Below are 22,955 nucleotides of genomic sequence, written 5' to 3'. Positions count from 1 at the left end.
TGTCCGATGTCCGCCCGCTCCGGAGGTCCCATGCCCGCCCCCGTCAACGATGCCGCGCTCACTCAGCCGCCGCGCACGGCCGCCCCGGCCGGCGCCGCGACCGTCGAGATCCGCAACGTGTACAAGTCGTTCGGCTCGTTCGACATCCTGCGCGGGTTGAACCTCAGCTTCGCCGACAATGCGATCACCACGGTGCTCGGCCCGTCCGGCACCGGGAAAAGCGTTCTGCTCAAACACATCGTCGGGCTGCTGGAGCCGGATTCCGGTGAAGTGCGGGTCTTCGGGGACGACATCTGGAAGGCGGGCGAGGATCATCGCTACGAGCTGCGCAAGCGGTTCGGCGTCCTGTTCCAGGACGGTGCGCTTTTCGGATCGATGGACGTTTTCGACAACGTCGCTTTCCCCTTGCGCAAGCACACGGATCTGTCCGAAGCGGAGATCACCGAGATCGTCATGAGCCGGCTGCGGGAAGTCGGGCTCGAGGCGGCGAAGAACAAGGAACCCGGTTCGGTCTCCGGGGGCATGCGCAAGCGCGCCGGGTTCGCGCGGGCGCTGGTGATGAATCCCGAGGTCGTCTTGTTCGACGAGCCCGACTCCGGCCTTGACCCGGTGCGCACCAGCCTGCTCAACGACCTCATCCTGCAGATGCACGCCGAGCACGGCGGCACCTACGTGCTGGTCACTCACGACATCCGCACGGCGCGCAAGGTCAGCGACTACGTCGGGTTGATCTGGAAGGGCCGGCTGATCCACTACGGGCCGACCGAAGAGGCGTTCGCCTCCGACGATCCGTTCGTGCGCCAGTTCCTCGCCGGGGACTCGGCCGGGCCGTTGGGGATGGACTGACGATGCTGCGCAGGAGACTGTTCGTGCTGGGCGCGGTGGTGGTCATCGCGGCCGCGGCGCTGACCGCGTACTCGTGGTGGTCGCGCGACACCGGCGGCTACCGCGTGCGGCTCGTCATGCCGTCCGCCGCGGGTCTGGTCGGCGGCGCGCCGGTGCGGGCCAACGGGACTGACGTCGGCCAGATCCAGTCGATCGAGGCCAAGGACAACCAGGCCGTCATCACGGTGTCGATCGACGCGGCACACGCCCCGCTGCACACCGGAACCACCGCCTGGGTCGAGACCCGGTCGGTGCTGGGGGAGCGCAACATCGAGGTGAAGCCAGGTCCTGCCGCCAATCCGGCGGTGCCGGACGGAGGCCTGGTCGAAGCCCGGCCGCAGGTCAACGTCGAGGACGTGCTGGAGGTCCTCGACCCGCAGACCAGGTCCCACGTGGACAGTGTGGTGAAGCAGCTGGACCAGACGCTGAAGGGCCGGGAACCCGACCTGAACGCGACGATCAAGACCGCCGGTCCGACCGTGCAGGCGCTCGGCCAGGTGCTCGGCGCGATCGGCCACGACGGCCCGGCGATCCACGAACTCGTCGGGAAGCTCAGCGACCTGACCAAGGTGCTCGCGCAGCGGCAGGACAAGCTCCGCAACACGGTCGGCAATCTCGCCGTCCTCGCCGGCCGGGCCGCGGGTCAGCAGGAGGATCTCGCGAACGCGCTCAGCGCGTTGCCGGCCACCCTGCAGGACGCCAAGGCGGGCCTGGACAAGATGCCCGGGGCCGCGGACGCGGCGAAACCGCTCCTCGACGATCTGCGCCCGGCAGCGGACAAGCTGCCGTCGGTCGCCGGGAATCTCGGCCCGCTGCTGCAGGACCTGCGACCCACGATCGCCGATCTGCGCCCGACGCTCGACGCGGCCAGCACTCTGCTGAACTACACCCCAGGTCTGCTGGACAGCGTGCACAACACCGCACCCGGGCTCAACACCGCGGTGCAGGGCCTCGCGCCGACCCTGCGCTACCTGCGGCCCTACACACCGGAGCTGGCCGGCTTCCTCGCCAACTGGGGCTCGGTGTTCGCGGACTACGACTCCACCGGCCACTACATCAACGGGCTGGTGGTCGCGTCGCCGACGAGCGTGAACGGGCTTCCGGTGCACAGCCTGCCCGGGTTCACCCGGCAGATCGCCCCGGTGCCCGGGGAAGCGGGCGGACAGCCGTGGTCCGACGCGAACGGGGAGGGCATGCGATGAAGAAGCTGCGCATCGCCGTCACGACCGTCGTCGTGGCCGCCGTGGCAGTCGCCGGAACTGTGGTCTGGCAGGCGAAAAAGGACGACGGCAAGGCGACCGTGGTCGCGATGTTCGCCGACGCCTCGCCGCTGATCCCCGGCAACACGGTGAACCTCCGCGGGATGCGGATCGGCACCATCACCGGCATCGGCCTCGACCACGGGCAGGCCCGCGTCGAGATGTCGGTGGACCGGGGCGTGCTGCCGCTGCACCAGGACGCGCACGCGACGGTACGGCCGGTCAGCCTGCTGGGCGAACGCTACGTCGAGCTCGACCCGGGCACCGCGGCGGCACCGGAATTGCCTGCGGGGCAACCGATCGCCGTCGACCACACCAGCGCGTCGGTGGACCTGGACCAGATCCTCAACTCTCTCGACGATCCGACGTCGACCGCGCTCGCGGCCTTGGTCACCACACTCGGCGAAGGCTCCGCTGGCCGCTCCGGCGATGTCGCCGCGGCGCTGAAGGCGCTCGAACCCGCGATGACGCAGACCGGCGAGCTGAGCAGGATCCTCCAGGAGCAGAACGGAGTCCTCACCGAACTGCTCGACCGGGTGCAGCCGGTGGCCGGGGCGCTCGCCGCGAACAGCGGGAACAACCTCGACCAGCTCGTGGAGTCGTTCAGCCGCACCCTCGCCACGATCTCCTCCAATCGCGAAGCGCTCCAGAACACGCTGACCGAGCTGCCCGGGTTCCTGGCCAACGCCCGCCGAGCCGTCCAGCAGCTGGCCGGCGTCGCCCAGCAGGCGACCCCGATGCTCGCGGACGTGCGCCCGACCACGGACAACCTGGCGAAGATCAGCCAAGAGCTGAAAACCTTCGCCGACACCGCCGATCCCGCGCTGGCCGCAGCGCGCCCGGTCCTCGACCACGCAAAAGCGCTGTTGGACCAGGCCGCGCCGCTGGTGAAGGCACTCCGTCCGCAGCTGGCTGACCTGCGTACCGCGTCGGTCGCCTCGATCCCGCTCGGCCGCGAGCTCGCGGACAACATGGACGGGCTGCTCGCGACGATCACCGGTTGGGGTCTTGCCTGCACTGGCTACGACTCGGTGGCGCACTACTTCCGCGGCATGCTCGTCGCCACTCCGAAGCCGTTGCTGCAGACCGTGCAGGCGGAGGTGCTCGGCTCGCCCGGCAGCGGCAAGAGCGCCCCGAAACCGCAAGCCAATCCGGTTCCGGCGGTGCCCGACCCGGGCAACGCCACCGGGCTCACCGCCGACCAGGAGAAGTCGTTGATCGGACAGCTGCTCGGCGGGGGGCGATGACCGTGGCTCGCGTCTCCCGCGCCCAAGGCCGGTCGTTCTACCTCGGCCTCGTCATCCTCGTTCTGGCCGGCGTCGTGACCTACGTGTCGCTGACCGCGGACCAAGGACTGCCCGGCTCCGCCCGGACCGAGGTGAAAGCGGCGTTCGATGACGTCGGCAGCCTCACCGCGGGCGCGGACGTGCGCCGCAACTCGGTGCGGATCGGCCGGGTCGCTTCAGTCGACCTGGTCGGCGGCCGGCCTCAGGTGACCATGGAGCTCGACGGCCACCAGCCGGTGTACCGCAACGCCCGCGCGGCCATCTGGGACCAGTCGGCGCTGAGCCAGAAATTCGTCGAGCTCCTGCCCGGCGACGCGACCGCGCCGCCGCTGGGCGACGGCGTCATCCCCGCGGCGGCGACCGAGGGCTCGGCCGACATCGCGCGGCTGTTCGACGTGCTCGACCAGCCCACTCGCGATGCCGCCACGAGCGCGGTGCGGCAACTCGGCACCGGCATGGCCGGGCACAGCCAGGACCTGCACGACCTGCTCGGCTCCTTGCCCGGCATCCTCGGCGACACGGGCGCCGTGGCGTCGGCGATCGCCTCCCGCGAAGCCGACTTGCCCGCGCTGCTGGCCAGCACGGACCGGCTGGCCGGACGTTTCGAAGGCCGACAGAAGGACCTCGAGTCGCTCGTCGTGCAGCTCGACCAGACGCTGCAGGCAGTCCACGTCGACGACGGCAAGCCGCTGGCCGACACGCTGAAGGCTGCGCCCGACCTGCTGCGGCACGGCACCGCCGCGGCCGCCGCGCTCACGCAGCCGCTGGCCGACGCGCGCGCTGCCGTCACCGACCTGCGGACCGGTGCGAAGTCTCTCGGCGACGCGACCCCCGATCTGCGAGGCGTGCTCCAGGAAGCGCCAGCCCAGCTGCAGAAGATCCCAGGCTTCGCGAACCAGGCCACCCCGGCGGTCGACAGCCTCACCCAGACCTTCGCGGACCTCCGCCCGCTCGCAGCGCGGCTGGGCGACGGCCTGCCCGCGCTGACTTCTCTGCTGCAGACGCTCGCGCCCTACGCCCCGGAAATCGGTGACTTCGCCTACCACGGCGGGCTGGTCTTCGCCGGGCACGCGGGCGACCGCCACTACATGCGCGTTGAACTGGTGCTCCCCGGGCTCGCCGGCGCGACTGCTGGGGTCACGCCGCTCAACGCAATGACGCCGGTGGCGCGCAACCCGTACCCGGCCCCCGGACAGGACACGCAGGATCGGGCGCAGGGCCCGGGTTTGCTCGGCGGGAGGAACTGACTATGCACCGGCTGAAGAAGGTCCCGCTCGTCTGGCAAGGGTTCGCCTTCGTCGTCCTGCTCGTGCTCGCCGTCGCGCTGCTCTTCGGCAAGCAGTCGATCGTCACCGCACTGCGGCCCGGCGACGAGATCGCCGTCCAGTTCAGCCGCGATTACAAGCTCAAGGCCGACGACAGCGAAGTCAAGGTCGCGGGCGTGCCGGTCGGCACGGTCTCCGGCATCGACCGGTCGGCACCCGGCTCGGTCACCGTCACCGTCAAGGTCGACTCAGGCACGCTGGACAAGCTCGGCACCGAGCCGAGCGCGGCCGTGCGGCCGACCACGATCCTCGGCGGTCGCTACTTCGTGGAGCTCATCCCCGGCGGTGCGCACGGCACGTTTTCCGGCGGGAGCATCCCGGTCCAGCGCACCTCGACCCCGGTCGAGCTGGACGAAGTCCTGTCGGCCGTCCAGCCCCGCGCGCAGCAGGGCATCCGCGGCAGCGTCGGAGAACTCGACCAGACCCTTGCCGCCGGCGGCAAGGACGCGATCCGGGACCTGGTCCGGGACGCGCCAGGCACGCTGGCCCCGGCCGGAGACGTGCTCACCGCGGCGCTCGGCACCCGCCCCAACACCGATCTGGCCAACCTCGTCGGCGACGTCGACACCGTCGCGAACGACCTCACGCGCAACGACGGCCAGTTGGCGTCCATTGTGGACGGGGCGGACACCACGGCGGCAGTGCTGGCCAAACAGAGCGACCCGCTCGCCCGCACCATCCACGATCTGCCGTCGACCCTCGCCTCCGTGCGGTCCGGCCTTACCGCTCTCGGAGGCAGTCTCGACCGGCTCACCGCGACGGCACCGAAACTGCGCCCCGCGATCCGCGAAGCGGGGCCGTTGCTCGCCAAGCTCGATCCGGTCCTCGCCCAAGCCCGCCCCCTGCTGGCCGACCTTCGCCCGCTGCTGCACGACGCCCGGCCGCTCGTCGACCAGCTCGTGCCGACCAGCCGGCAGACGACGGCCGTGCTCGACGACGTCAGCGGCGCCCCGCTGCAGCGGCTCAAGGGGCCGGTCGTCGACAAGCTCAACGAAAAGTGGGTCGGCACCGGCCCCTACCGCGGCGGCGGCAACGACGGATACACGCTCGGCCAGGAGGTCGCGCACATGATCACCAACCTCGACATGGACGGTATGCGCACCAACGCGAACGGCACCACGCTCGGCATCCAGGCCGGCTTCGGGCCCGGTTCGGTATGGGGTCTGCCCGGCGGCCTCGACGACCTGGCGGCAGCTCTCGGCGAGCTGGGAGGTGCGCCGAAGTGAACCCCCGCAAGACTTGGCAGCGGATCCGCACTGTCCCCGGCCTCGGCCGAGACGTCCTCGCGACGACTCTCGTCATCGCACTCGGCATCGTGTCCGGCGCGATCATCCTGTCCCACTTGAACATCCACGCGCCGTGGGCGGACCGCTACACGTTCGCCGCCGACTTCGACCAGGCCCCGGCGATCAGCCCCGGCAACAACCAGGAGGTCCGGATCGCCGGCGTCCGGGTCGGGGAGATCACCGGCGCCGACGTGACCGCTGACGGGCACGCCCGGGTCCGGATGGCCATCGACCCCGGACACGTCGTCTACGACAACGCCCAGCTCGTCCTGCGGCCCAAGAACCCGCTGAACGAGATGTACGTCGAGGTGAACCCCGGCGGTCCGCCGGGCAAGCCGCTGCCCGCGGACGGGGTCGTCCCGCTCGCGCAGACCAAGCGGCCGGTGCAGCCGGACGAGGTGTTCGACCATCTCGACGACCGCAGCCGCAACGCGCTGACGACGCTGCTGTCGGAGTCGGACGTCGCGCTGGCGAACGCACCGCAGACGTTGCCCGGAGGACTGCGCGCGACCGACGGGACGCTGCTGAAGCTCAAGCCGGTGGTCGACGCGCTGCGCACTCGCCAGGACACGATCAAGCAGCTGGTCACCGCCTTCAGCCGGATCGCCACCTCGGTCGGCGGCAACGACACGCGGCTGGCCCAGCTCGTCGACTCGACGCAGCAGACGCTGACCGCCTTGTCCGGACGACAGGACGACCTCAGCAAGTCCCTGGCCGAGCTGCCCGGGTTCGCCGGCGACCTGAAGGCGGCGATGAACGGGGTCGCCACCCTGACCACCCAGCTGAACCCGACACTGGACAACCTCTCGGCCGCCTCCGGCGACCTCCCGCCCGCCCTGCAACGCGTCTCGGACACTGTCGACCAGCTCGGCCAGACCGTCCAGGCCGCACGGCCGATCGTCAACCAGGCACGGCCTGTCGTCGCGGACCTGCGGCCGTTGGCCGCGGACCTGAACGGCGCCATGGACGCGCTGAAGCCGACGACCGCCCGGCTCGACGACATGACCCGCAAGATCGTCGCCGCGCTCGACGGCGGCATCCAAGGCTTCGTCTACAACACCAACTCCGTGTTCTCCGTCCGTGACAAGAGCGGTACGTTCCCGCGCGGCAACTTCGGCGTGCAGGTGGACACCCTCGGCACCGGCTACGTGCCGGACCAGGTGCCGGACTGGGCGAAGAACCGGCCCGAGCGAGGGGGCAACTGATGAACCTCCGGTCCCGCCCCGCAGTGCTGCGGCTGAGCCTGGTGCTCGCGTTCGTCCTGGCCTGCGTCGTGTTCCTCGGTTTTCTCCTCGCCCAAGCGGGAGCGAACGTCCCGTTGCTGGGCAAGTCCGCCGCCTACCGGGTGTCCGTCCGGGTCGCCGACGTGGACAACCTGGTGTCCTTTTCCGACGTGCAGCTCGCGGGTCTGAACTGCGGCAAAGTCGCAGGGCTCGACCGCGAAGCGGGCAAGATCCGGCTCGATCTCGACCTGGACGCGGGCGCGGTGCCGCTGCATCAGGGCGTCACCGTGCAGGTCAGCGAAAAATCCCTGGCCGGGCAGTCGTACGTGAAGCTGGTCGACGGCTCCGGGCCGGCTTTGCCCAGCGGCACCGCGCTGCCCGACTCCGCAGTGAAGCCGAGCGTGCAACTGCACGACGTCCTCGCCAGTCTCGACCAGCCGACGCGCGACGCACTGGGCTCGACCCTGCGGTCGCTGGGCCAGGCCACGAACGGCAGCGCCGAGGACGTCGGCCGCGCCATGACCGGCCTGGCCAAGCTCGGCCGCGACGGCCACACGGCACTGGACGCGCTATCGGCCCAGTCGGCCGACCTGCAGGCCCTGATGGCGCAATCGACGACGCTGCTCAACGCGCTGGACACCGGCCAGGGGCAGATCGCCGACCTCGTCTCCGCAGCCAACCGGCTCACGACCGCGACCGCCGGCCAGCGGCAGGCGGTCGAGGCAGCGCTGCGGCAGCTGCCGGGCGTGGTCGGCAGCACCAAGACCGCGGCCGACAAATTCACCGCGCTGTCTGGCTCGCTCGCCCCGGTCGCCGCGGATCTGAAGTCGGCCGCGCCCGCGCTGAACACGGCGCTGGACCAGCTTCCGCAGTCCACAAAGGACCTTCGGACGCTGCTGCCGTCGCTGGGCACGACGCTGGACCGTTCCCCGGCGACGCTGCAGCGGATCCCCGTGGCGGGCCAGGACCTGCGGACGCTGGCGCCGACGCTGGGAGAGACGCTGCGTGACGTCAACCCGATGCTGCGCTACCTCCAGCCGTTCGGAAAGGACATCGCCGCGTTCTTCGCGGGCTTCAACTCGGTCTGGGCGTACAAGGCCGAGGACGGCTTGACCGTGTTGCGGCTGGCCGCGGTGAACATCACCAGTCAGATCCTCAAGACCGGGCTGCCATTGCCCGCCGACGTCGGCCCGCTGATCAAGAGCAACCCGTACCCGCTGCCCGGGATGTCCGGCAACCCGACGATCTACGCGGGGCCGTACCCCCACGTCGAAAGGGATCCGCAATGACGCGACTCCCCAGCCGCCGGCAGCTCGGCGCGTCCGCCCTCATCGCCGTCGCCGTGGCAGCGGTGGCCGCCGGCCTGCTGCGCGTGCGGCTCGACACCAGCACCGAATCGTTCCTGCCCGCCGACGACCCGGCGGTCACGGCGATCCAGGACAAGGCGCGGGCGTTCGGCGGCGATCCGATCGTCGCCGTGGTCGAGTCGAAGCTGCCCACCAAGCTGCTCACCGACCCGGCTCAGCTGCCCAAGCTGCTGGAACTGGAAGGAAAACTGGCGAAGCTGCCCGATGTCGCGTCGGTGTATGGACCCGCGTCGGTGCTGAACCAGATCGCGGCCTCGGCACAGAACCTCCTCGCCCAGATCGCCGGTCGCCGCGACGCGCTCCGCAACGAGGCGGAGCAGAACGCGAAAGCGGCTGGCAAGAGCGACAGCGCGGTGACCGAGGCGGGCCAGTCCGCGGTGCGCGACTTCGACCTTCGCTACGGCACCCTGCTGGTGCAAGGGCTGCCTGCGGGCCTGCCGACGCTGCGCAATCCGCAGTTCGTCAACAACGTCGTGTTCGACGACCAGCAGAATCCGCGGCCGCAGTGGCAGTTCGTCGTTCCGAACTCCTCCGCGGTCGCCGTGTTGGTCCGGCCGCGCGAAGGACTCGACCAGGAGGGCACCCAGCGGCTCGTTTCGGCCGTACGCGGCGCAGTCGACGCAGCGGGGCTGGACAGCCGGAAACAAACCATCACCGGCGCGCCGGTGCTGACCGCGAGCCTCGCCGAGGGCGTCCGAGGGGAGCTGCCGCTGCTGGCCGGGCTCGCGATCGCCGTCTGCGCGTTGTGCCTTGGCTGGGTGCGCTGGCTCGGCGGACGGCTGAAGCGCCTGTGGCCGCTGGCGGTGGCGCTGACCGGCACCGCGGCCGTGCTCTCCGCCTTCGGCTGGCTGGACCGGCCGATGTCCCTCGGCGTGCTGGCGTTCCTTCCGATTCTGCTCGGTCTCGGCTGCGGCTACCCGCTGTACCTGGCCCAGCGGCCCGCGGACCGCCGCCGGATCGTCGTCACCGGGCTGTCCAGCGCCGCGGCGGCCGCGGCTCTGTCGTTGTCCCCGCTGCCGTTCGTGTCACAGCTCGGCATCGCGCTGTCCGCCGGAATCGTCCTGACCCTGCTGCTCGCATTGGCGATGCACCCGAAACTGAGCGTCGTGCAGCCGCCGTCACGGTGGCGCCCGCCGTCGATGCCGCGCCGGTACCGCGTCGCCGCCCTCGTCGCCGGGGCCGCCGTGGCGGGTCTCGGGCTGGTGGCGCTGCCGAGCATGACGGTCGAGGCGCAGCCGGAGAAACTCGCGCAGGGCCTGCCGGCGATTGACGACGCGCAACACGTGGAGGCCCTGCTCGGCTCGTCGAGCGAGATCGGGTTCGTCGTGCACGGCGACGTGCGCACGCCCGCCGGACTGGCCTGGCTCGGCCAGGTCCAGCGGAAGCTGATCACCGCGCACGGCGACCAGGTCCGCCCGGTGCTGACGCTGCCGGACCTGCTGGCTTTCCTCGGAAAGCAGCCGACCGCCGACCAGATCAAGGCCGCGCTGCAGATCCTCCCGCAGTACCTGACCTCCGCGGTGATCCGGCCGGACGGACAGGAATCCGTGCTGATCTTCGGTTCGAAGCTCGACGACGTCGCCCAGCAAGCAAAGCTCGTCGATGCGCTCAAGACAGACCTGCCTCCGGCGCCGCCGGGGCTGCGCATCGAGCCCGCCGGGCTGCCGCTGGCCGCGGTGCGCGGCTACGAGCTGGTGTCCGCCGACCGCTACCTCGCGAACCTCGCCGGGGTCGTCGCGACCGGCCTGATCCTGCTCATCGGCTTGCGCCGCCGAGCCGACGCCGGCCGCGCGGCCCTCGCTGCGGTGCTGTCGACCGGCTGGGGCCTGGCCGCGTTGTGGATGGCCGGCGGCGCGCTCAATCCGCTGACGGTGGCGCTGGGCTCCCTCGCCACGGTCACAGCCTGCGAATTCACTGTGGTCCTCGCGGACGCGTGGCGCGAGCGGCGTCCGTGGCTCCGGCGTGCGGTCGGCATCACGGCTTTGCTCGCGGCACTCGGCTATCTGGTGCTGCTCGCATCCCAGATCGCCCTGCTGCGGCAGTTCGGGTTGCTGCTGGCGACGACGACCGCGTTCTCGTTGCTGGCCGCGGTCGCAGTGGTGACCGCTGTCCCGCCGAAACCGCGCGAACTTTCCGCTCCGAGCCCGCACCCGCGGGTCCGTCCCAGCCCCCGACCGCGCGAACCCGCGGAGGTGACCGCATGAAGATCCCGTTCCCCCGGTTGAAGATCCGGCCCAGTCTGGTGCCCGCGCATCCGAAGGCCCAGGTGTTCAGCGCGGCGCTGGTGGCGGTCGCGCTGGCCTGCTCGGCGGCTCAGCTAGTCGTCGACCGGATTACCGCTTTGCCTGACGGGGCCGTGCTGCGGGTGGCCGGCAAGGTGGTCTCGCAGCAGGAGTACCAGCAACGGGTCCATCTGCTTTCGGCGCTCTACGGGGTGCAGGCGCCCCCGGACGGCAGCAAGGCCGACGAATTCGCCCGCGCCAGCGCCAAGGCTGTGGCGGTGTCGATGACGCTGGACAACGCGGCGGCGCAGAAAGGCATCGTCATCGCGGACAAGACGGCGAGCGACCAGCTGACGAAGATCATCCAAGAGGACTTCCCGCTCGGCCGGGACGCTTTTGTCCAGAAGCTGGGACAAAACGGGGTCTCCGAGCCGGACGTCCTCGCCGAGGTGAAACGCCAGCTGGCCAACCAGCAGCTGTATGAACAGGTGACCGACCGTGTCGCCGCGCCGACCGATGTCGAGGTCGCCCAGGCGTACACCGCGCGCAAGGCCCAGCTGGTCCGACCGGAGGCGCGGCACCTGCGCAACATCGTCGTGGCGACCGAGGCGGAGGCGGTGGACGCCGCCCAGCAGCTGAAGTCCGGGAAGGACTTCGCTCAGCTCGCGGGTGCCGTCTCCCTGGACGGCAAGACGAAGTCGGCAGGCGGGGACCTCGGCACGTTGTCCGCGAACCAGCTCCAGCAGGCTTATGCGAAAGCCGCGTTCGCCGCTCCCTCCGGCAGCGTGTTCGGCCCGGTCCAGACCGAGAACGGGTGGAACGTCGGCCAGGTGCTGGGTATCCAGCCGCAAAAACAGCTTTCCCTGGCCGAAGCCAAGGACCAGCTGAAAACCACGCTGCTGGACGAACGCCGGCTCAAGGTCTGGAACGACTGGCTCGGCGGCCAGATGAAAGCGGACAAGATCGCATACGCGGACAAGTACCTGCCGGCGAACCCGGACACCCCGGACGCGGCGGTGCGGCCATGACCGTCGTGCTGCTGCTGGTCGGAGCCGTTGTCCTCGCCGCGGTGGGTGCCGTGGGTTCGGTCAACCTCGACGTCCTGAGCAGCCAGGGCGAACACTTCCACCGCCGCGACGTGCTGAGACGCGGCTGCCACACGTGCTACGCCATCGCCGCGCTCTTCGTGGTCGGCGCGATCGTCCGGATGCTGTGAGGGGATCGGTGAGCCTGCTGGTCGTGGCGGTCGCGATCGTCGCTACCGGAACCGGAAGCGACTGGCCGACGGCGGTGGTGCTCACCGTGATGCTGGTGATCCTGATCCCCAGCGTCGTGATCGACGTACTGGTGTTCGTCAGCCCGAAACCCCAGCGCTTCGACACGTTGCGGGCCCCCGCGAGGTCCCGTCGGCGCCGCGAACCGAAGTCGGAAGGAGAAGCAGATGATCGTCCTGGTACTGGCCGTCCTGTCCCTCGCGAGCCTGGTGACGGGCTACCTGACGGACCGGATGGTGCTGGTCGAAGTGTCCTTCGGCCTGAGCGTGCTCGGCGCCGCGATCCTGGCCGCCACCGCGATTCGGCGGCGCCGGGCGAAGCGGAAGAACGCCGCCGAGCCGGATGAAGACGAGGCAGACGTCGCCGAGGCGGAGGGCTCCGAGGACGTTGAGGACGTTGAGGACGTTGGCGAAGCCGAGCGCACGCCCGCGTTGGTGGTCGTCGTGCCGGGGCGGCGTCGATACCACGTCCCGGAATGCGAATCGGTGCGCGAGACCGCCGTCGAGGAGCTGACCGCGGACGAAGCTGTCGAGGAAGGCTTCAGCCCGTGCACGCGTTGCCACCCGAGCGGTGAGCACGAAGAAGCGGCGCTGGTCAGCGCCAAGGGATGAGAGGTTTCCGCGGCCGTCGAGTCCGTAGTGTGTGCGGAAGTCGGCCGCGGGCCCGGCGACCGGTATCCGGAGTCGCCGGAAAGACGGGGACACGGACCGATCCGCACACTCCGGTCCGTGCCCCCGCTGTCGGAGTTCGCCCTGCTGGAGGAAGACGATGTTCCTCGACCGTGTCCGCGTCCTGGACTTGACCGATGAACGCGGTCTCCTCGCCGGCCGGATCCTCGCGGATCTCGGAGCAGACGTGGTCCAGGTCGAACCGCCGAGCGGAAGCACCGCACGCGGGCGCCTTCCCCGGCCTGAGGGAGACGGCAGCACCTCGTACGTGTGGGAGGCATACGCGGCGAACAAGCGAGGAGTGGTCGCGGATCCGGAAACGCCGGCAGGGCAGCAGCTCGTCCGCGCGCTCGCGGCCGCGGCCGACGTGCTCGTCGAAAACGAAGGGCCGGCCGTCCAGCGGCCGCGCGGCCTGGACGCCGACGACCTGCGGCGGATCAACCCGCGGCTGGTCTACGTCTCGATCACCCCGTTCGGTCGCAGCGGACCCAAATCCGGGTACGCGGCCGCGGACCTCACGCTCTGGGCCGCCGGAGGGCCGCTCGACGAACACCGCGACGGAGACCGTCCGCCGGTGCGCATTTCGCTGCCGCAGGCATGGTTGCACGCCGCCGCCGACGCTGCCGCCGGAGCTCAACTGGCGCTGCTTGCCCGCGGCTCGTCCGGCCGTGGTCAGCTTGTCGACGTGTCCGTGCAGGCCAGCCTCGGCGCTGCCACGCTCGGGCACGTGCTGGCGCACGCGGTCGGCGACCAGCCGCGCGATCCCGACGCCGGGGCGACGCTCCCGGCCGGACGGATCGACCAGTCCGGCAGTGGCGCGGCGACCGACCCGGCTTTGAAGAAGTGGCGCTGCTCGGACGGGATCGTCGAATTCCACCTGGGCATCGGAGCGGCCGCGGGCGCTTTCACCAACAACCTCCTGCGTTGGATGGCGGGCGAAGGCGCAGTCCTTGGCCGGTTCGCCGCACTCGATTTCCGCAAGCTCCCCAAAGCGATCGAGGCGGGCGAGTTCACCCACGAGGACACGCGCGAGCTGCGCTCCCTCATCGCGGGCTTCTTCGCCGGCCGGACCAAGGACGAGATCCTCGACGCCGCTGTAGGCCACAAGCTGTTGTGCGTTCCGATCTTCACCACCACCGACATCCAGGAAAGCAAGCAGCTGGCCGACCGGAACTTCTTCGTCCAAACCGGACACGGAGACCGGCGCCGCATCCTGCCCGGCCCCTTTGCCCGGGTCACCGGTGCCCCCGGGCTCGCGCTGCGCAGACCGGCTCCGCGCCAAGGCGAGCACACCGGCGAGGTACTCGCCGAGTGGCGACCGGCGGGTCCGGTGCGCACGAACACCGTGCGACCGGCCAGGCAGCCGCTCGCGGGCCTGAAGGTGCTGGACTTCAGCTGGGTGGTCGCCGGACCGATGGTCGGGCGAGCACTGGCGGACTTCGGTGCCACCGTCGTGCGAGTCGAGTCCTCGACCAAAGTCGAGACAGCGCGCTACATGCAGCCGTTCGTCAACGGCGTGCCGTCGCGGGAGGGCTCCGCGCTGTACGGGACCTGGAACGCCGGGAAACTCGGGGTCACGCTGGATCTCCAGACTGGCGAAGGACGCGCGGTGGCGCACGACCTGGCCGGCTGGGCCGACACCGTCGTCGAATCGTTCTCGCCCGGGCAGATGGCGCGGTGGGGATTGGACTACGCCACGCTCGCGCGCGACCGTCCGGACTTGATCATGCTCAGCACGTCGCTCAACGGGCAGACCGGTCCGCTCGCGAAACTTGCCGGCTTCGGCAACATCGGTGCGGCACTGTCGGGATTCCAGGCGATCGCGGGGTGGCCGGATCGCCCGATGTTCGGGCCCTTCGGCCCGTACACCGATTATGTGGCACCGCGATTCTCCTTGTGCGCGCTGCTCGCCGCGGTGGAGTACCGCACCCGGACCGGTGCCGGCTGCTACCTCGATGTCGCCCAGGTGGAGGCGGGGGTCTGGTTCCAGGCACCGGAGATCGCCGACAACGCCGACAACGGCACCGTAGTGGAGCGCTTGGGCAACGCCGACCGCGAATTCGCCCCGCACGGCGTGTACCCGACTGCGGTGCGGAGCCGGTTCGTCGCTGTCGCGGTCACCTCGGACTCGGAGTGGCGCTCGTTGGCGCGCGCGATGGGACGGCACGACCTGTTCGACCGTGCGGATCTCGCAACTGCCTCAGGGCGGCGGGCGTGCGCGCGAGAACTTGACGGCGCGGTCGCGGAGTGGACCCTGCGGCGCACCGCCGAGGAGGTCGAAACGGCGCTGCAACAGGTCGGCGTGCCCGCACACGTTTCCGCGTCCAGCAAGGACTTCTGCCTGGACGCGCAGCTGCTCCACCGCGGCCATCTGATATCGCTTCCGCATCCCCGATTCGGTCGCACGGTGGTCGAAGGCCCGCGGTATCTGCTGTCGGAGACCCCGGGCGCGGTGACGGCCCCGGCTCCGGCATTCGGTCAGCACAACCACCAGGTGCTGGCGGACCTGCTCGGCTACGACTCCGAGCGGATCGACCGGCTGGAGAAGTCCGGTGTGCTCCGGTGACCCTTCCGGCCGGTTTCACGCCCGCCAGATCTGCTCTCCAGCCCGGCTCAGCACGATCGTTGGCACGGCGGCGTGTGCCGACAGTCTTGACACCGCAAGCACGAGCTCGGCGACGTCACCGGTGGTGAGCATCGTTTCGAGCCCGATGGTGTCGCGCTTCTGGGCAGCCATGTCCGTGTCCACGTAGCCGGGGCACAGCGCGGTCGCCGTGATGCCGTTGCGGGATTCCTCGAGCGTGACCGTCTCGCAGAGGGAGATCAAGCCCGCCTTGCTCGCGCCGTAGGCGGCCAAACCGGGCTCGCCTGCGACGCCGGTGATGGAGGCCAGTGCGACGATCTTCGCGCCGCGCGCGGGAGCCGTGCCGGCTGATTTCCGCAGCAGCGGGAGGGTCTCCTGGATCAGCTGGAACTGTGCGCGGAGGTTGACGTTCAGCACCAGGTCGTAGGTTTTGAGCGGCAGTTCGGCGACGCGGCCCTCGGCGCCGACGCCGCCATTGAGCACGAGCAAGTCCAGCGCGCCGTACTTCTCGGCATGCTCGGCGGCGAGCCGGGTGATGTCCTCTTCGCGGGCGAGGTTGGCGACGACCGCGTGGATCTCCGCGCCGGTTTCGCGCAACGAGGCTGCGACTTCGAGCAGGCCGGGTTCGCGCCGTGCGGCGATCGTCAGCGCATAGCCTTCGGCCGCGAGCCGGCGGGTGATCTCCAGCCCGATGCCGCGTGAAGCGCCGGTGACCAGAGCCGTTTTCATGAGCGTGCTCCTAGGGTTCGCAGTCCGGCGTCGAGCAGGGCGGGAACGGCCGCGCCAACGGTGTCGAAGCCTTCTCCGACGGTTTGGCCGGCGAGGTAACGCTGGTGGATTCCTTCGGCGATGACGGCGAGTTTGAAGCAGCCGAGTGCGTGGTAGAAGTTCAGTTCGGTCAGGTCGCGGCCGCTGGACTTCGCGTACCGCTCCGCGAGTTCGCGCGCGTCGGGGAACCCCGGGTTGGCACTGGGGGCGTGGCGGACGCCGAGCACGGGTTCGGAGACCGGGTCCCAGTAGGTCAGCAGCAGCCCGAGGTCGGCGAGCGGGTCGCCGAGGGCGGCCATTTCCCAGTCGACGACCGCGAGGATGCGGCCGGGGTCGTCGTGGGCGAGGATCGTGTTGTCGAGGCGGTAGTCGCCGTGCACGACGCCGGGAGTGCTCTGCGGCGGAATCGCCTCGGAGAGGCGCGTGCCGAGGGCGTCCAGCTGGGGCAGTTGCCTGGTGGCCACTCGGGCCCACTGTCCGCGCCAGCGCCGCACCTGCCGTTCCAGATACCCGTCTGGGCGGCCGAAGTCATCGAGTCCGACCTCAGCCGGGCGGATTGCGTGCAGAGCGGCGAGCGAGTCGGCCAGCGCCTCGGCGCAGCGACGCGCGTCTTCGGCCGGCAGGGCGGCCGCGTCGGCCGCACCCCGGAGCGTCCATCCGTCTACATAGGACACGACGGCGAACGGAACGCCGAGCACGGTGGTGTCTTCGCAGAGCGCGACAGCTTGAGCGACCGGCACGGCGCTGTCGCGGAGAGCCGCGACGACGCGGAATTCCCGGGCCATGTCGTGTGCCGTCGGCGTCAGCGGGCCGAGAGGCGGCCGCCGCAGGACCCATTGGTGTTCGCCTTCGTCGACCCGGTAGGTGAGGTTGGACTTTCCGCCCGCGATGAGTTCGATGCTCGGGTTGCCGGTCGATCCTGGGACGTGGTCGGCGAAATAGCGTCGCACCGCTGGGAGATCGATGCCGGGCGGCACCTGGCAGGACCTGGTCATCGTCCGGCCTCCGCTCGTTTCGCGGCCTCGCGGACCGCTCGCTTGGCGATGGACCAGCGGTGCGTTTCCGACGGGCCGTCGTAGATTCGGAACGGGCGCACCTCGCGATACAGGCGCGACAGCGGCGCGTCGCCGGAAATACCGAGTGCCCCGCACACTTGCAGCGCCCGGTCCACTACGCGGTTGACCGCCTCCGCGACGAACGTCTTCGTGATGGACGTGAGGTGCCCGGACGGCGCTCCGGTGTCGATCGTCCAACAGGCTTGGAGGATGAGGGCGCGGCTGGCCTCGATGTCGATCTCGTTGTCGGCGAGGTGTTGCTGCACCATGCCGAGGTCGCCGAGGCGCGCGCCGAATGCGCGACGGGCGGCCGCGTGGTCGAGCGCGACGTCAGCCGCGCGGCGCGCGGTCCCGAGCCAGCGCATGCAATGGGTCGTGCGCGCGGGGCCGAGCCGGACCTGGGCGTATTCGAAACCCCTGTCTACCTCGCCGAGCACGGCGTCGGCGGATACCTCCACATTGTCGAAAACCAGCTCGCCGTGGCCGCCGAAGAAGCTCTCGTCGAGGGTGTCGACGTCCCGGGTCCGCGTCAGGCCGGGCGTCTCGGCGTCGACCAGGAACATCGTCGCCCCGCCGCGAGAGCCGGGTTCGCCGCTGGTGCGCGCCATGACTATGGCGAAGTCCGCGCCGCGGGCGCCGGTGATGAACCATTTGCGGCCGTTGAGAACCCAGCCGGCTTCGGTGCGCCGCGCTGTCGTCGCGAGAGCACTCGGATCGGACCCGGCACCGGGCGCGGGTTCGGTCATGGCGAAGCAGGAGCGGATCTCGCCGGCGGCGAGGGGCCGCAGGTACCGCTCCTGCTGTCCGGCGGTCGCGACCCGCTCCAGCAGGTGCATGTTCCCCTCGTCGGGTGCGGCGCAGTTCAGTGCGAGCGGGCCGAACAGGCTGTAGCCCGCGGCCTCGAACACGGGCGCGCGGTCGCGCAGGCCGAGTCCCAGACCGCCGAAAGCCCGGCTGACATGCGGACTCAGCAGCCCGGCCGCGCGCGCGGCGTCCTGAAGGCCGCGTCGCAGGTCCTCCGGCGCGTCGTGCGCTGAACCGCCATGCGCCGTTTCGACGGGCAAAACGACGTCGCGGACCAAGGCCTCGGTTCGCTGCACGAGGTCGGCCACCTGGGGGGCGAGGGCGAAGTCGACTGGCACGGTGTCTCCTTGCTTGCGTGAAATCTGCGCTTGGCCGCCGGTGAGGCACGCGGTGGTCGGGCCGTCTCAGGCTTTCCAGTCCGACAGCACGGCGGCGGTGTCCGTGCCGGGCTCGGGCGCAGCGCTGGGAACATCGGTCGTGGTCCGGGAGAAACGGGGTGCGGGCGCGGGCTGGACCACGCCGTCCAGTTCGGTGATCGTGCCGCGCGCCGCGAGGTGAGGATGGTGTTCTGCCTCGGCGAAGGTCAGTACCGGGGTCACGCAGGCGTCGGTGTCCGCGAACACCTTCTCCCAGTGCTGTCGCGGATGTGCGCGGAAGATCTCGGAGAACCGGGCGCGCAAGGCGGGCCAGCCCTCGCGGTCAAGCTGGTCGGGAGGGCCGGCGGCGTCCAGGCCGAGTCCGTCCAGCAGTTTGGCGTAGAACTGCGGTTCGATCGCTCCGACCGCGACGTGCCGGCCGTCGGCGCATTCGTAGGTGTCATAGAACGGGGCGCCGCCGTCGAGGAGGTTGGTTCCGCGCTCGTCGGTCCAGGCACCTTCGCCGCGGAACGCCCAGATCATCTGCGACAGCACGCTGGCGCCGTCGACCATCGCGGCGTCCACGACCTGCCCGCGGCCCGAGCGCTCCCGTTCCCACAGCGCGGCGAGCACACCGGTGAGCAGGAACATCGATCCTCCGCCGAAGTCGCCGACGAGGTTCAGCGGCGGCACCGGAGGCTGCCCCGCGCGGCCGATGGCGTGCAGGGCGCCGGTGAGGCTGAGGTAGTTGATGTCGTGGCCCGCGCGCGACGCCAGGGGGCCGTCCTGCCCCCAGCCGGTCATTCGCCCGTAGACCAGACGGGGATTGACGGCCAGGCAGTCGGCCGGCCCGACGCCGAGCCGTTCCGCGACGCCCGGCCGGAATCCCTCGACGAGCACGTCCGCGACCGCGGCGAGACGCCGCACCAGGTCGCGGCCCGCGGGCGTCTTGAGGTCGGCGAAGACCGAGCGGCGCCCGCGCAGCAGCGCGTTGCGTTCCCTGGTGCCCGGGCGGTCCACCCGCACCACGTCCGCGCCGAGGTCGGCGAGGATCATCGCGGCATGCGGGCCGGGGCCGATGCCGGCCAGCTCGACGACCCGCAGGCCAGTGAGCGGGCCGCCCACGTCAGCCCGCCGTCCGGGCGAGGTCGCGGCCGATGATCTCTTTCATGATCTCCGTCGTACCGCCGTAGATGGTCTGGATGCGCGAGTCGAGGAAAGCCTTGGCGACGGGGTACTCGAGCATGTAGCCGTAGCCGCCGTGCAGCTGCAGGCACCGGTCGATCACGCGTTTCTGCAGTTCGGTGGCCCACCACTTGGCCTTCGCGGCGTCGACGGCGCTCAGCGTGCCGTCGTTCAGCGCTCGGACCGCCTGATCGTGGTAAGCGCGGGTGACGTCCAGTTCGGTCGACATCTCGGCGAGCTGGAACCGGGTGTTCTGGAAGTCGCCGATCGGCTTGCCGAAGGCAGTGCGCTCGAAGCAGTAGCGGCGGGTCTCGGCGAACACGGCCTCCGCGCCGGCGAGCGCCGCGGTGGCGATGGAAAGCCGTTCGAGCGGGAGCCGCTCCATCAGCTGCACGAATCCGCGGCCCTCCTCGCCGAGCAGGTTCGCCGCCGGGACGCGCACGTTGTCGAAGAACAGCTCGGCGGTGTCTTGAGCGTGCAGTCCGATCTTGTCGAGCTTGCGCCCGCGGGTGAACCCGGGTGTCCCGGTCTCGACCACGATCAGGCTGAATCCTCGCGAGCCCGCGTCGGGGTCGGTGCGGGCGACGACGATGACGAAGTCGGCGTTCACGCCGCTGGTGATGAACGTCTTCTGCCCGTTGACGACCCAATGTTCGCCGTCGCGCCGGGCAGTGGTGCGGACTCCCTGCAGGTCGCTGCCCGCGCCGGGCTCGGACATCGCGATCGCGCCGATGAGTTCGCCCGCTGCCATGCCCGGCAGCCAGCGCCGTTTCTGCTCCGCGGTGCCCAGCTCTTGGACGTACGGCGCGACAATGTTGTCCTGCAGGGAAAAGCTGGATATCAGTGACGCCGCGCCGGCGCGGGCGAGCTCCTCGATCAGCACGACCTGGTACCGGTAGTCCGGCTGCCCGCCGCCGCCGTCGGCCTCGGGAATGCTCAGTCCGATCAGGCCTTGCTTGCCGGCCGCCAGCCAGACTGGCCGGTCGATGAGCCGGTCGCGGTCCCAGCGCTCGAGGTTGGGCGCCACCTCGCGGATCACGAACTCGCGTACGACTTCCCGGTACCGGTCATGGTCGGCGGTGAACAGGTTTCGGTCCATGGAGGGCTCCTAGAGAAGTTCGATCAGGGTGGCGTTGGCCATGCCGCCGCCTTCGCACATGGTCTGCAGCCCGTAGCGGCCGCCGGTCGCTTCGAGGTGGTGGACCAGCGTGGTGAGCAGTCGGGTGCCGGAGGCGCCGAGCGGATGGCCCAGTGCGATCGCGCCGCCGCGCGGGTTGAGCCGGTCGGGGTCGGCGCCCAGCTCCCGCTGCCACACGAGCGGGACGGGAGCGAACGCCTCGTTGACCTCGTAGGCATCAATGTCCTGAATAGACAGACCGGCTCGGGCGAGGAGCTTCTCCGTGGCGGGGATGACGCCGGTCAGCATGAGCAGGGGGTCGCTGCCGGTCACCGCGAAGCTGTGGAAGCGGGCCTTCGGGCGGAGGCCGAGTGCCTTTGCCTTCTGCTCGTTCATGATCAGCACCGCGGACGCGCCGTCGGTCAGTGGCGAGGAGTTGCCCGGCGTGATCTTCCAGTCGATTTCCGGGAATCGTTGGGCCGCCTGGTCGTTGCGGAACGAGGGGGAGAGGCCGGCGAGTTTTTCGGCCGTCGTGCCGCCTCGGACGGTTTCGTCCGCGGTCAGCGTCGTGCCGCCGACCCGGACCGGCAGGATTTCGGCGGCGAATCCGCCCGATGCCGCGGTCGTGGCGGCCCGTGCGTGCGACTGCGCCGAGAATTCGTCCAATTCGGACCGGCCGAACTTCCATCGGGCCGCGATCAGTTCGGCAGACACGCCCTGGTTGACCAAGCCTTCGGGATAGCGCGCCGCCACCGCCGGCCCGGCCGCGTCCTTGCCGAGGCTCGGCGTGCCCATCGGAACCCGGCTCATCGACTCGACTCCGCACGCGATCACGACGTCGTAGGCACCGGCAAGCACGCCCTGCGCGGCGAAATGCGCCGCCTGCTGGCTCGACCCGCACTGGCGGTCGATGGTGGTCGCGGGCACGGCATCCGGGAATCCGGCCCCGAGAACGGCGTTCCGGGTGATGTTCAGGGCCTGCTCGCCGGCCTGGGACACGCAGCCGCCGAGCACGTCGTCGACCAGGGCCGGGTCCAGTCCGGTCCGCTCGGTCAAGGCGCGCAGGACACGGCTGAGCAGGTCGGCCGGATGCACTTCGGAAAGCTGCCCGCCTGGCTTGCCCTTGCCCGACGGGGTGCGGATCGCGTCGACGATGACGGCACTGGTCATGACAGACCTCCTTGATTGATCTAACGATCGCTAAGTAGAGGAGGGCATGTCAAGACAGTGCGGACCGAGACGTGAGTCACTCCGCTATCTAGCGATCGTTAAGTAGCGTGATCGCCACTGCCGATGCGAGAGGGCCGTGAGCAAATGGTGCGTACGAGGTTCTGCGACGTGTTCGGAGTCGAGCATCCGATCGTGCAAGGCGGCATGCAGTGGGTCGGCCGTGCGGGACTGGTGGCCGCCGTGGCGAACGCCGGCGGTCTGGGTTTCCTCACGGCGTTGACACAGCCGACGCCGGAGGACCTCGCCAAGGAGATCGCGCGGTGCCGGGAAATGACGGACAAGCCGTTCGGGGTGAACCTGACGATCCTTCCTTCGATCAATCCGCCGCCGTATGCGGAGTACCGCGACGTGATCGTGGAAACCGGAGTGCCGGTCGTGGAGACGGCCGGGTTCAATCCGGCGGAGCACCTTCCGGCGTTCCGCGCCGGCGGAGTGAAGGTGCTGCACAAGTGCACTAGCGTCCGGCACGCGGTCAAGGCGCAGGAACTCGGCGTCGACGGCATTTCCATCGACGGGTTCGAATGCGCCGGCCACCCCGGGGAGGACGACATCCCGGGACTCGTGCTCATCCCCGCCGCGGCGGAGAAGATCACGATCCCGATGGTCGCGTCGGGCGGTTTCGGGGACGCCCGCGGTCTGGTCGCGGCGCTGGCGCTCGGAGCGGACGGGATCAACATGGGCACCCGCTTCCTGGCGACTGTCGAAGCGCCGGTGCACGATGCGGTCAAGCAGCGCTTGGTGGAGGCCACCGAACGGGACACCGAGCTGATCTTCCGGCCGCTGCGCAACACCGCTCGGGTCGCGCGCAACGCGGTGAGCGGCGAGGTCGTGTCCATTCTGGGCCAGGGCGGACAGTTCGAGGACGTGCGCGAGCTGGTGGCGGGCGCGCGCGGCCGCAAGGTGTTCGAAACCGGTGATCTCGACCTGGGCGTCTGGACCGCCGGTCTCGTGCAGGGCGTCATCCACGACGTACCGACGGTCGCGGAGCTGATCGGCCGGATCGTCGTCGAGGCGCGTGAACTCATCGCGGGCCGGCTGGCCGGCCTGCTGAACTGAGAGGA

19 protein-coding genes are annotated in these 22,955 nt (G+C 70.3%); 13 read left to right on the top strand and 6 right to left on the bottom strand.

Annotation, left to right across the window (positions count from 1 at the left end):
* Nucleotides 1-30 precede the first annotated feature (30 nt).
* From AMYBE_RS0121520 to AMYBE_RS44150, 12 genes are all read left to right on the top strand, one after another.
* A complete protein-coding gene (locus AMYBE_RS0121520; RefSeq protein ID WP_020661458.1) occupies nucleotides 31-846 on the top strand; it encodes an ABC transporter ATP-binding protein in 816 nt (271 codons plus the stop codon).
* A gap of 2 nt (nucleotides 847-848) precedes the next feature.
* On the top strand, nucleotides 849-2,087 hold the full coding sequence (locus tag AMYBE_RS0121515; protein ID WP_027927871.1) for an MlaD family protein: 1,239 nt from the start codon (nucleotides 849-851) through the stop codon (nucleotides 2,085-2,087).
* Nucleotides 2,084-3,391 carry an MlaD family protein gene (locus tag AMYBE_RS0121510; RefSeq protein ID WP_020661456.1) on the top strand — a complete coding sequence of 436 codons (1,308 nt, stop codon included), beginning with the start codon at nucleotides 2,084-2,086 and terminating at the stop codon, nucleotides 3,389-3,391. The genes AMYBE_RS0121515 and AMYBE_RS0121510 overlap by 4 nt, the downstream gene beginning before the upstream one ends.
* Complete coding sequence (locus tag AMYBE_RS0121505) at nucleotides 3,388-4,677, top strand: MlaD family protein (RefSeq protein WP_020661455.1); 1,290 nt, start codon at nucleotides 3,388-3,390, stop codon at nucleotides 4,675-4,677. The genes AMYBE_RS0121510 and AMYBE_RS0121505 overlap by 4 nt, the downstream gene beginning before the upstream one ends.
* A 2-nt stretch (nucleotides 4,678-4,679) precedes the next feature.
* Nucleotides 4,680-5,981 (top strand): MlaD family protein, encoded by a 1,302-nt coding sequence (locus tag AMYBE_RS0121500; protein WP_020661454.1) that lies wholly within the window; start codon nucleotides 4,680-4,682, stop codon nucleotides 5,979-5,981.
* Nucleotides 5,978-7,246 (top strand): MlaD family protein, encoded by a 1,269-nt coding sequence (locus AMYBE_RS0121495; RefSeq protein WP_020661453.1) that lies wholly within the window; start codon nucleotides 5,978-5,980, stop codon nucleotides 7,244-7,246. The genes AMYBE_RS0121500 and AMYBE_RS0121495 overlap by 4 nt, the downstream gene beginning before the upstream one ends.
* Complete coding sequence (locus AMYBE_RS0121490; RefSeq protein WP_020661452.1) at nucleotides 7,246-8,553, top strand: MlaD family protein; 1,308 nt, start codon at nucleotides 7,246-7,248, stop codon at nucleotides 8,551-8,553. Before AMYBE_RS0121495 ends, AMYBE_RS0121490 begins: the two co-directional genes overlap by 1 nt.
* Nucleotides 8,550-10,835: an MMPL family transporter gene (locus AMYBE_RS0121485; RefSeq protein WP_020661451.1), complete on the top strand. Its 2,286-nt coding sequence runs from the start codon at nucleotides 8,550-8,552 to the stop codon at nucleotides 10,833-10,835. Before AMYBE_RS0121490 ends, AMYBE_RS0121485 begins: the two co-directional genes overlap by 4 nt.
* On the top strand, nucleotides 10,832-11,881 hold the full coding sequence (locus tag AMYBE_RS0121480; protein WP_020661450.1) for a peptidylprolyl isomerase: 1,050 nt from the start codon (nucleotides 10,832-10,834) through the stop codon (nucleotides 11,879-11,881). Before AMYBE_RS0121485 ends, AMYBE_RS0121480 begins: the two co-directional genes overlap by 4 nt.
* Complete coding sequence (locus AMYBE_RS0121475; RefSeq protein WP_020661449.1) at nucleotides 11,878-12,069, top strand: hypothetical protein; 192 nt, start codon at nucleotides 11,878-11,880, stop codon at nucleotides 12,067-12,069. Before AMYBE_RS0121480 ends, AMYBE_RS0121475 begins: the two co-directional genes overlap by 4 nt.
* Before the next feature lie 225 nt (nucleotides 12,070-12,294).
* Nucleotides 12,295-12,738, top strand: a complete 444-nt coding sequence (locus AMYBE_RS0121470; protein WP_020661448.1) for a hypothetical protein — start codon at nucleotides 12,295-12,297, stop codon at nucleotides 12,736-12,738.
* Between the two features lie 157 nt (nucleotides 12,739-12,895).
* Complete coding sequence (locus tag AMYBE_RS44150) at nucleotides 12,896-15,361, top strand: CaiB/BaiF CoA-transferase family protein (protein WP_020661447.1); 2,466 nt, start codon at nucleotides 12,896-12,898, stop codon at nucleotides 15,359-15,361.
* Between the two features lie 15 nt (nucleotides 15,362-15,376).
* On the opposite strand, the gene AMYBE_RS0121455 is transcribed toward AMYBE_RS44150, so the two are convergent.
* The 6 genes from AMYBE_RS0121455 to AMYBE_RS0121430 form a co-directional block, all read right to left on the bottom strand.
* Entirely contained in the window at nucleotides 15,377-16,108 is a 732-nt protein-coding gene (locus AMYBE_RS0121455; RefSeq protein ID WP_020661446.1) for an SDR family NAD(P)-dependent oxidoreductase, read from the bottom strand.
* Nucleotides 16,105-17,142 (bottom strand): phosphotransferase family protein, encoded by a 1,038-nt coding sequence (locus tag AMYBE_RS0121450; RefSeq protein WP_020661445.1) that lies wholly within the window; start codon nucleotides 17,140-17,142, stop codon nucleotides 16,105-16,107. Before AMYBE_RS0121450 ends, AMYBE_RS0121455 begins: the two co-directional genes overlap by 4 nt.
* A complete protein-coding gene (locus AMYBE_RS0121445) occupies nucleotides 17,139-18,344 on the bottom strand; it encodes an acyl-CoA dehydrogenase family protein (protein ID WP_020661444.1) in 1,206 nt (401 codons plus the stop codon). The genes AMYBE_RS0121450 and AMYBE_RS0121445 overlap by 4 nt, the downstream gene beginning before the upstream one ends.
* A gap of 66 nt (nucleotides 18,345-18,410) precedes the next feature.
* Nucleotides 18,411-19,487 (bottom strand): CaiB/BaiF CoA transferase family protein, encoded by a 1,077-nt coding sequence (locus tag AMYBE_RS0121440; protein ID WP_020661443.1) that lies wholly within the window; start codon nucleotides 19,485-19,487, stop codon nucleotides 18,411-18,413.
* Nucleotide 19,488: 1 nt separating this feature from the next.
* Entirely contained in the window at nucleotides 19,489-20,646 is a 1,158-nt protein-coding gene (locus AMYBE_RS0121435) for an acyl-CoA dehydrogenase family protein (protein WP_020661442.1), read from the bottom strand.
* Between the two features lie 9 nt (nucleotides 20,647-20,655).
* Entirely contained in the window at nucleotides 20,656-21,834 is a 1,179-nt protein-coding gene (locus tag AMYBE_RS0121430; protein ID WP_020661441.1) for a thiolase family protein, read from the bottom strand.
* 144 nt (nucleotides 21,835-21,978) lie between these two features.
* On the opposite strand from AMYBE_RS0121430, the gene AMYBE_RS0121425 reads away from it, so the two are divergent.
* Nucleotides 21,979-22,950, top strand: coding sequence for an NAD(P)H-dependent flavin oxidoreductase (locus AMYBE_RS0121425; RefSeq protein WP_027927870.1), 972 nt, complete (start codon nucleotides 21,979-21,981; stop codon nucleotides 22,948-22,950).
* Nucleotides 22,951-22,955 lie beyond the last annotated feature (5 nt).

The sequence above is a fragment of the Amycolatopsis benzoatilytica AK 16/65 genome (assembly GCF_000383915.1).
Taxonomy (GTDB): Bacteria; Actinomycetota; Actinomycetes; order Mycobacteriales; family Pseudonocardiaceae; genus Amycolatopsis; species Amycolatopsis benzoatilytica.
Note: the sequence above shows the minus strand (reverse complement) of the source record. Positions and strands in the feature narration are given on the sequence as shown.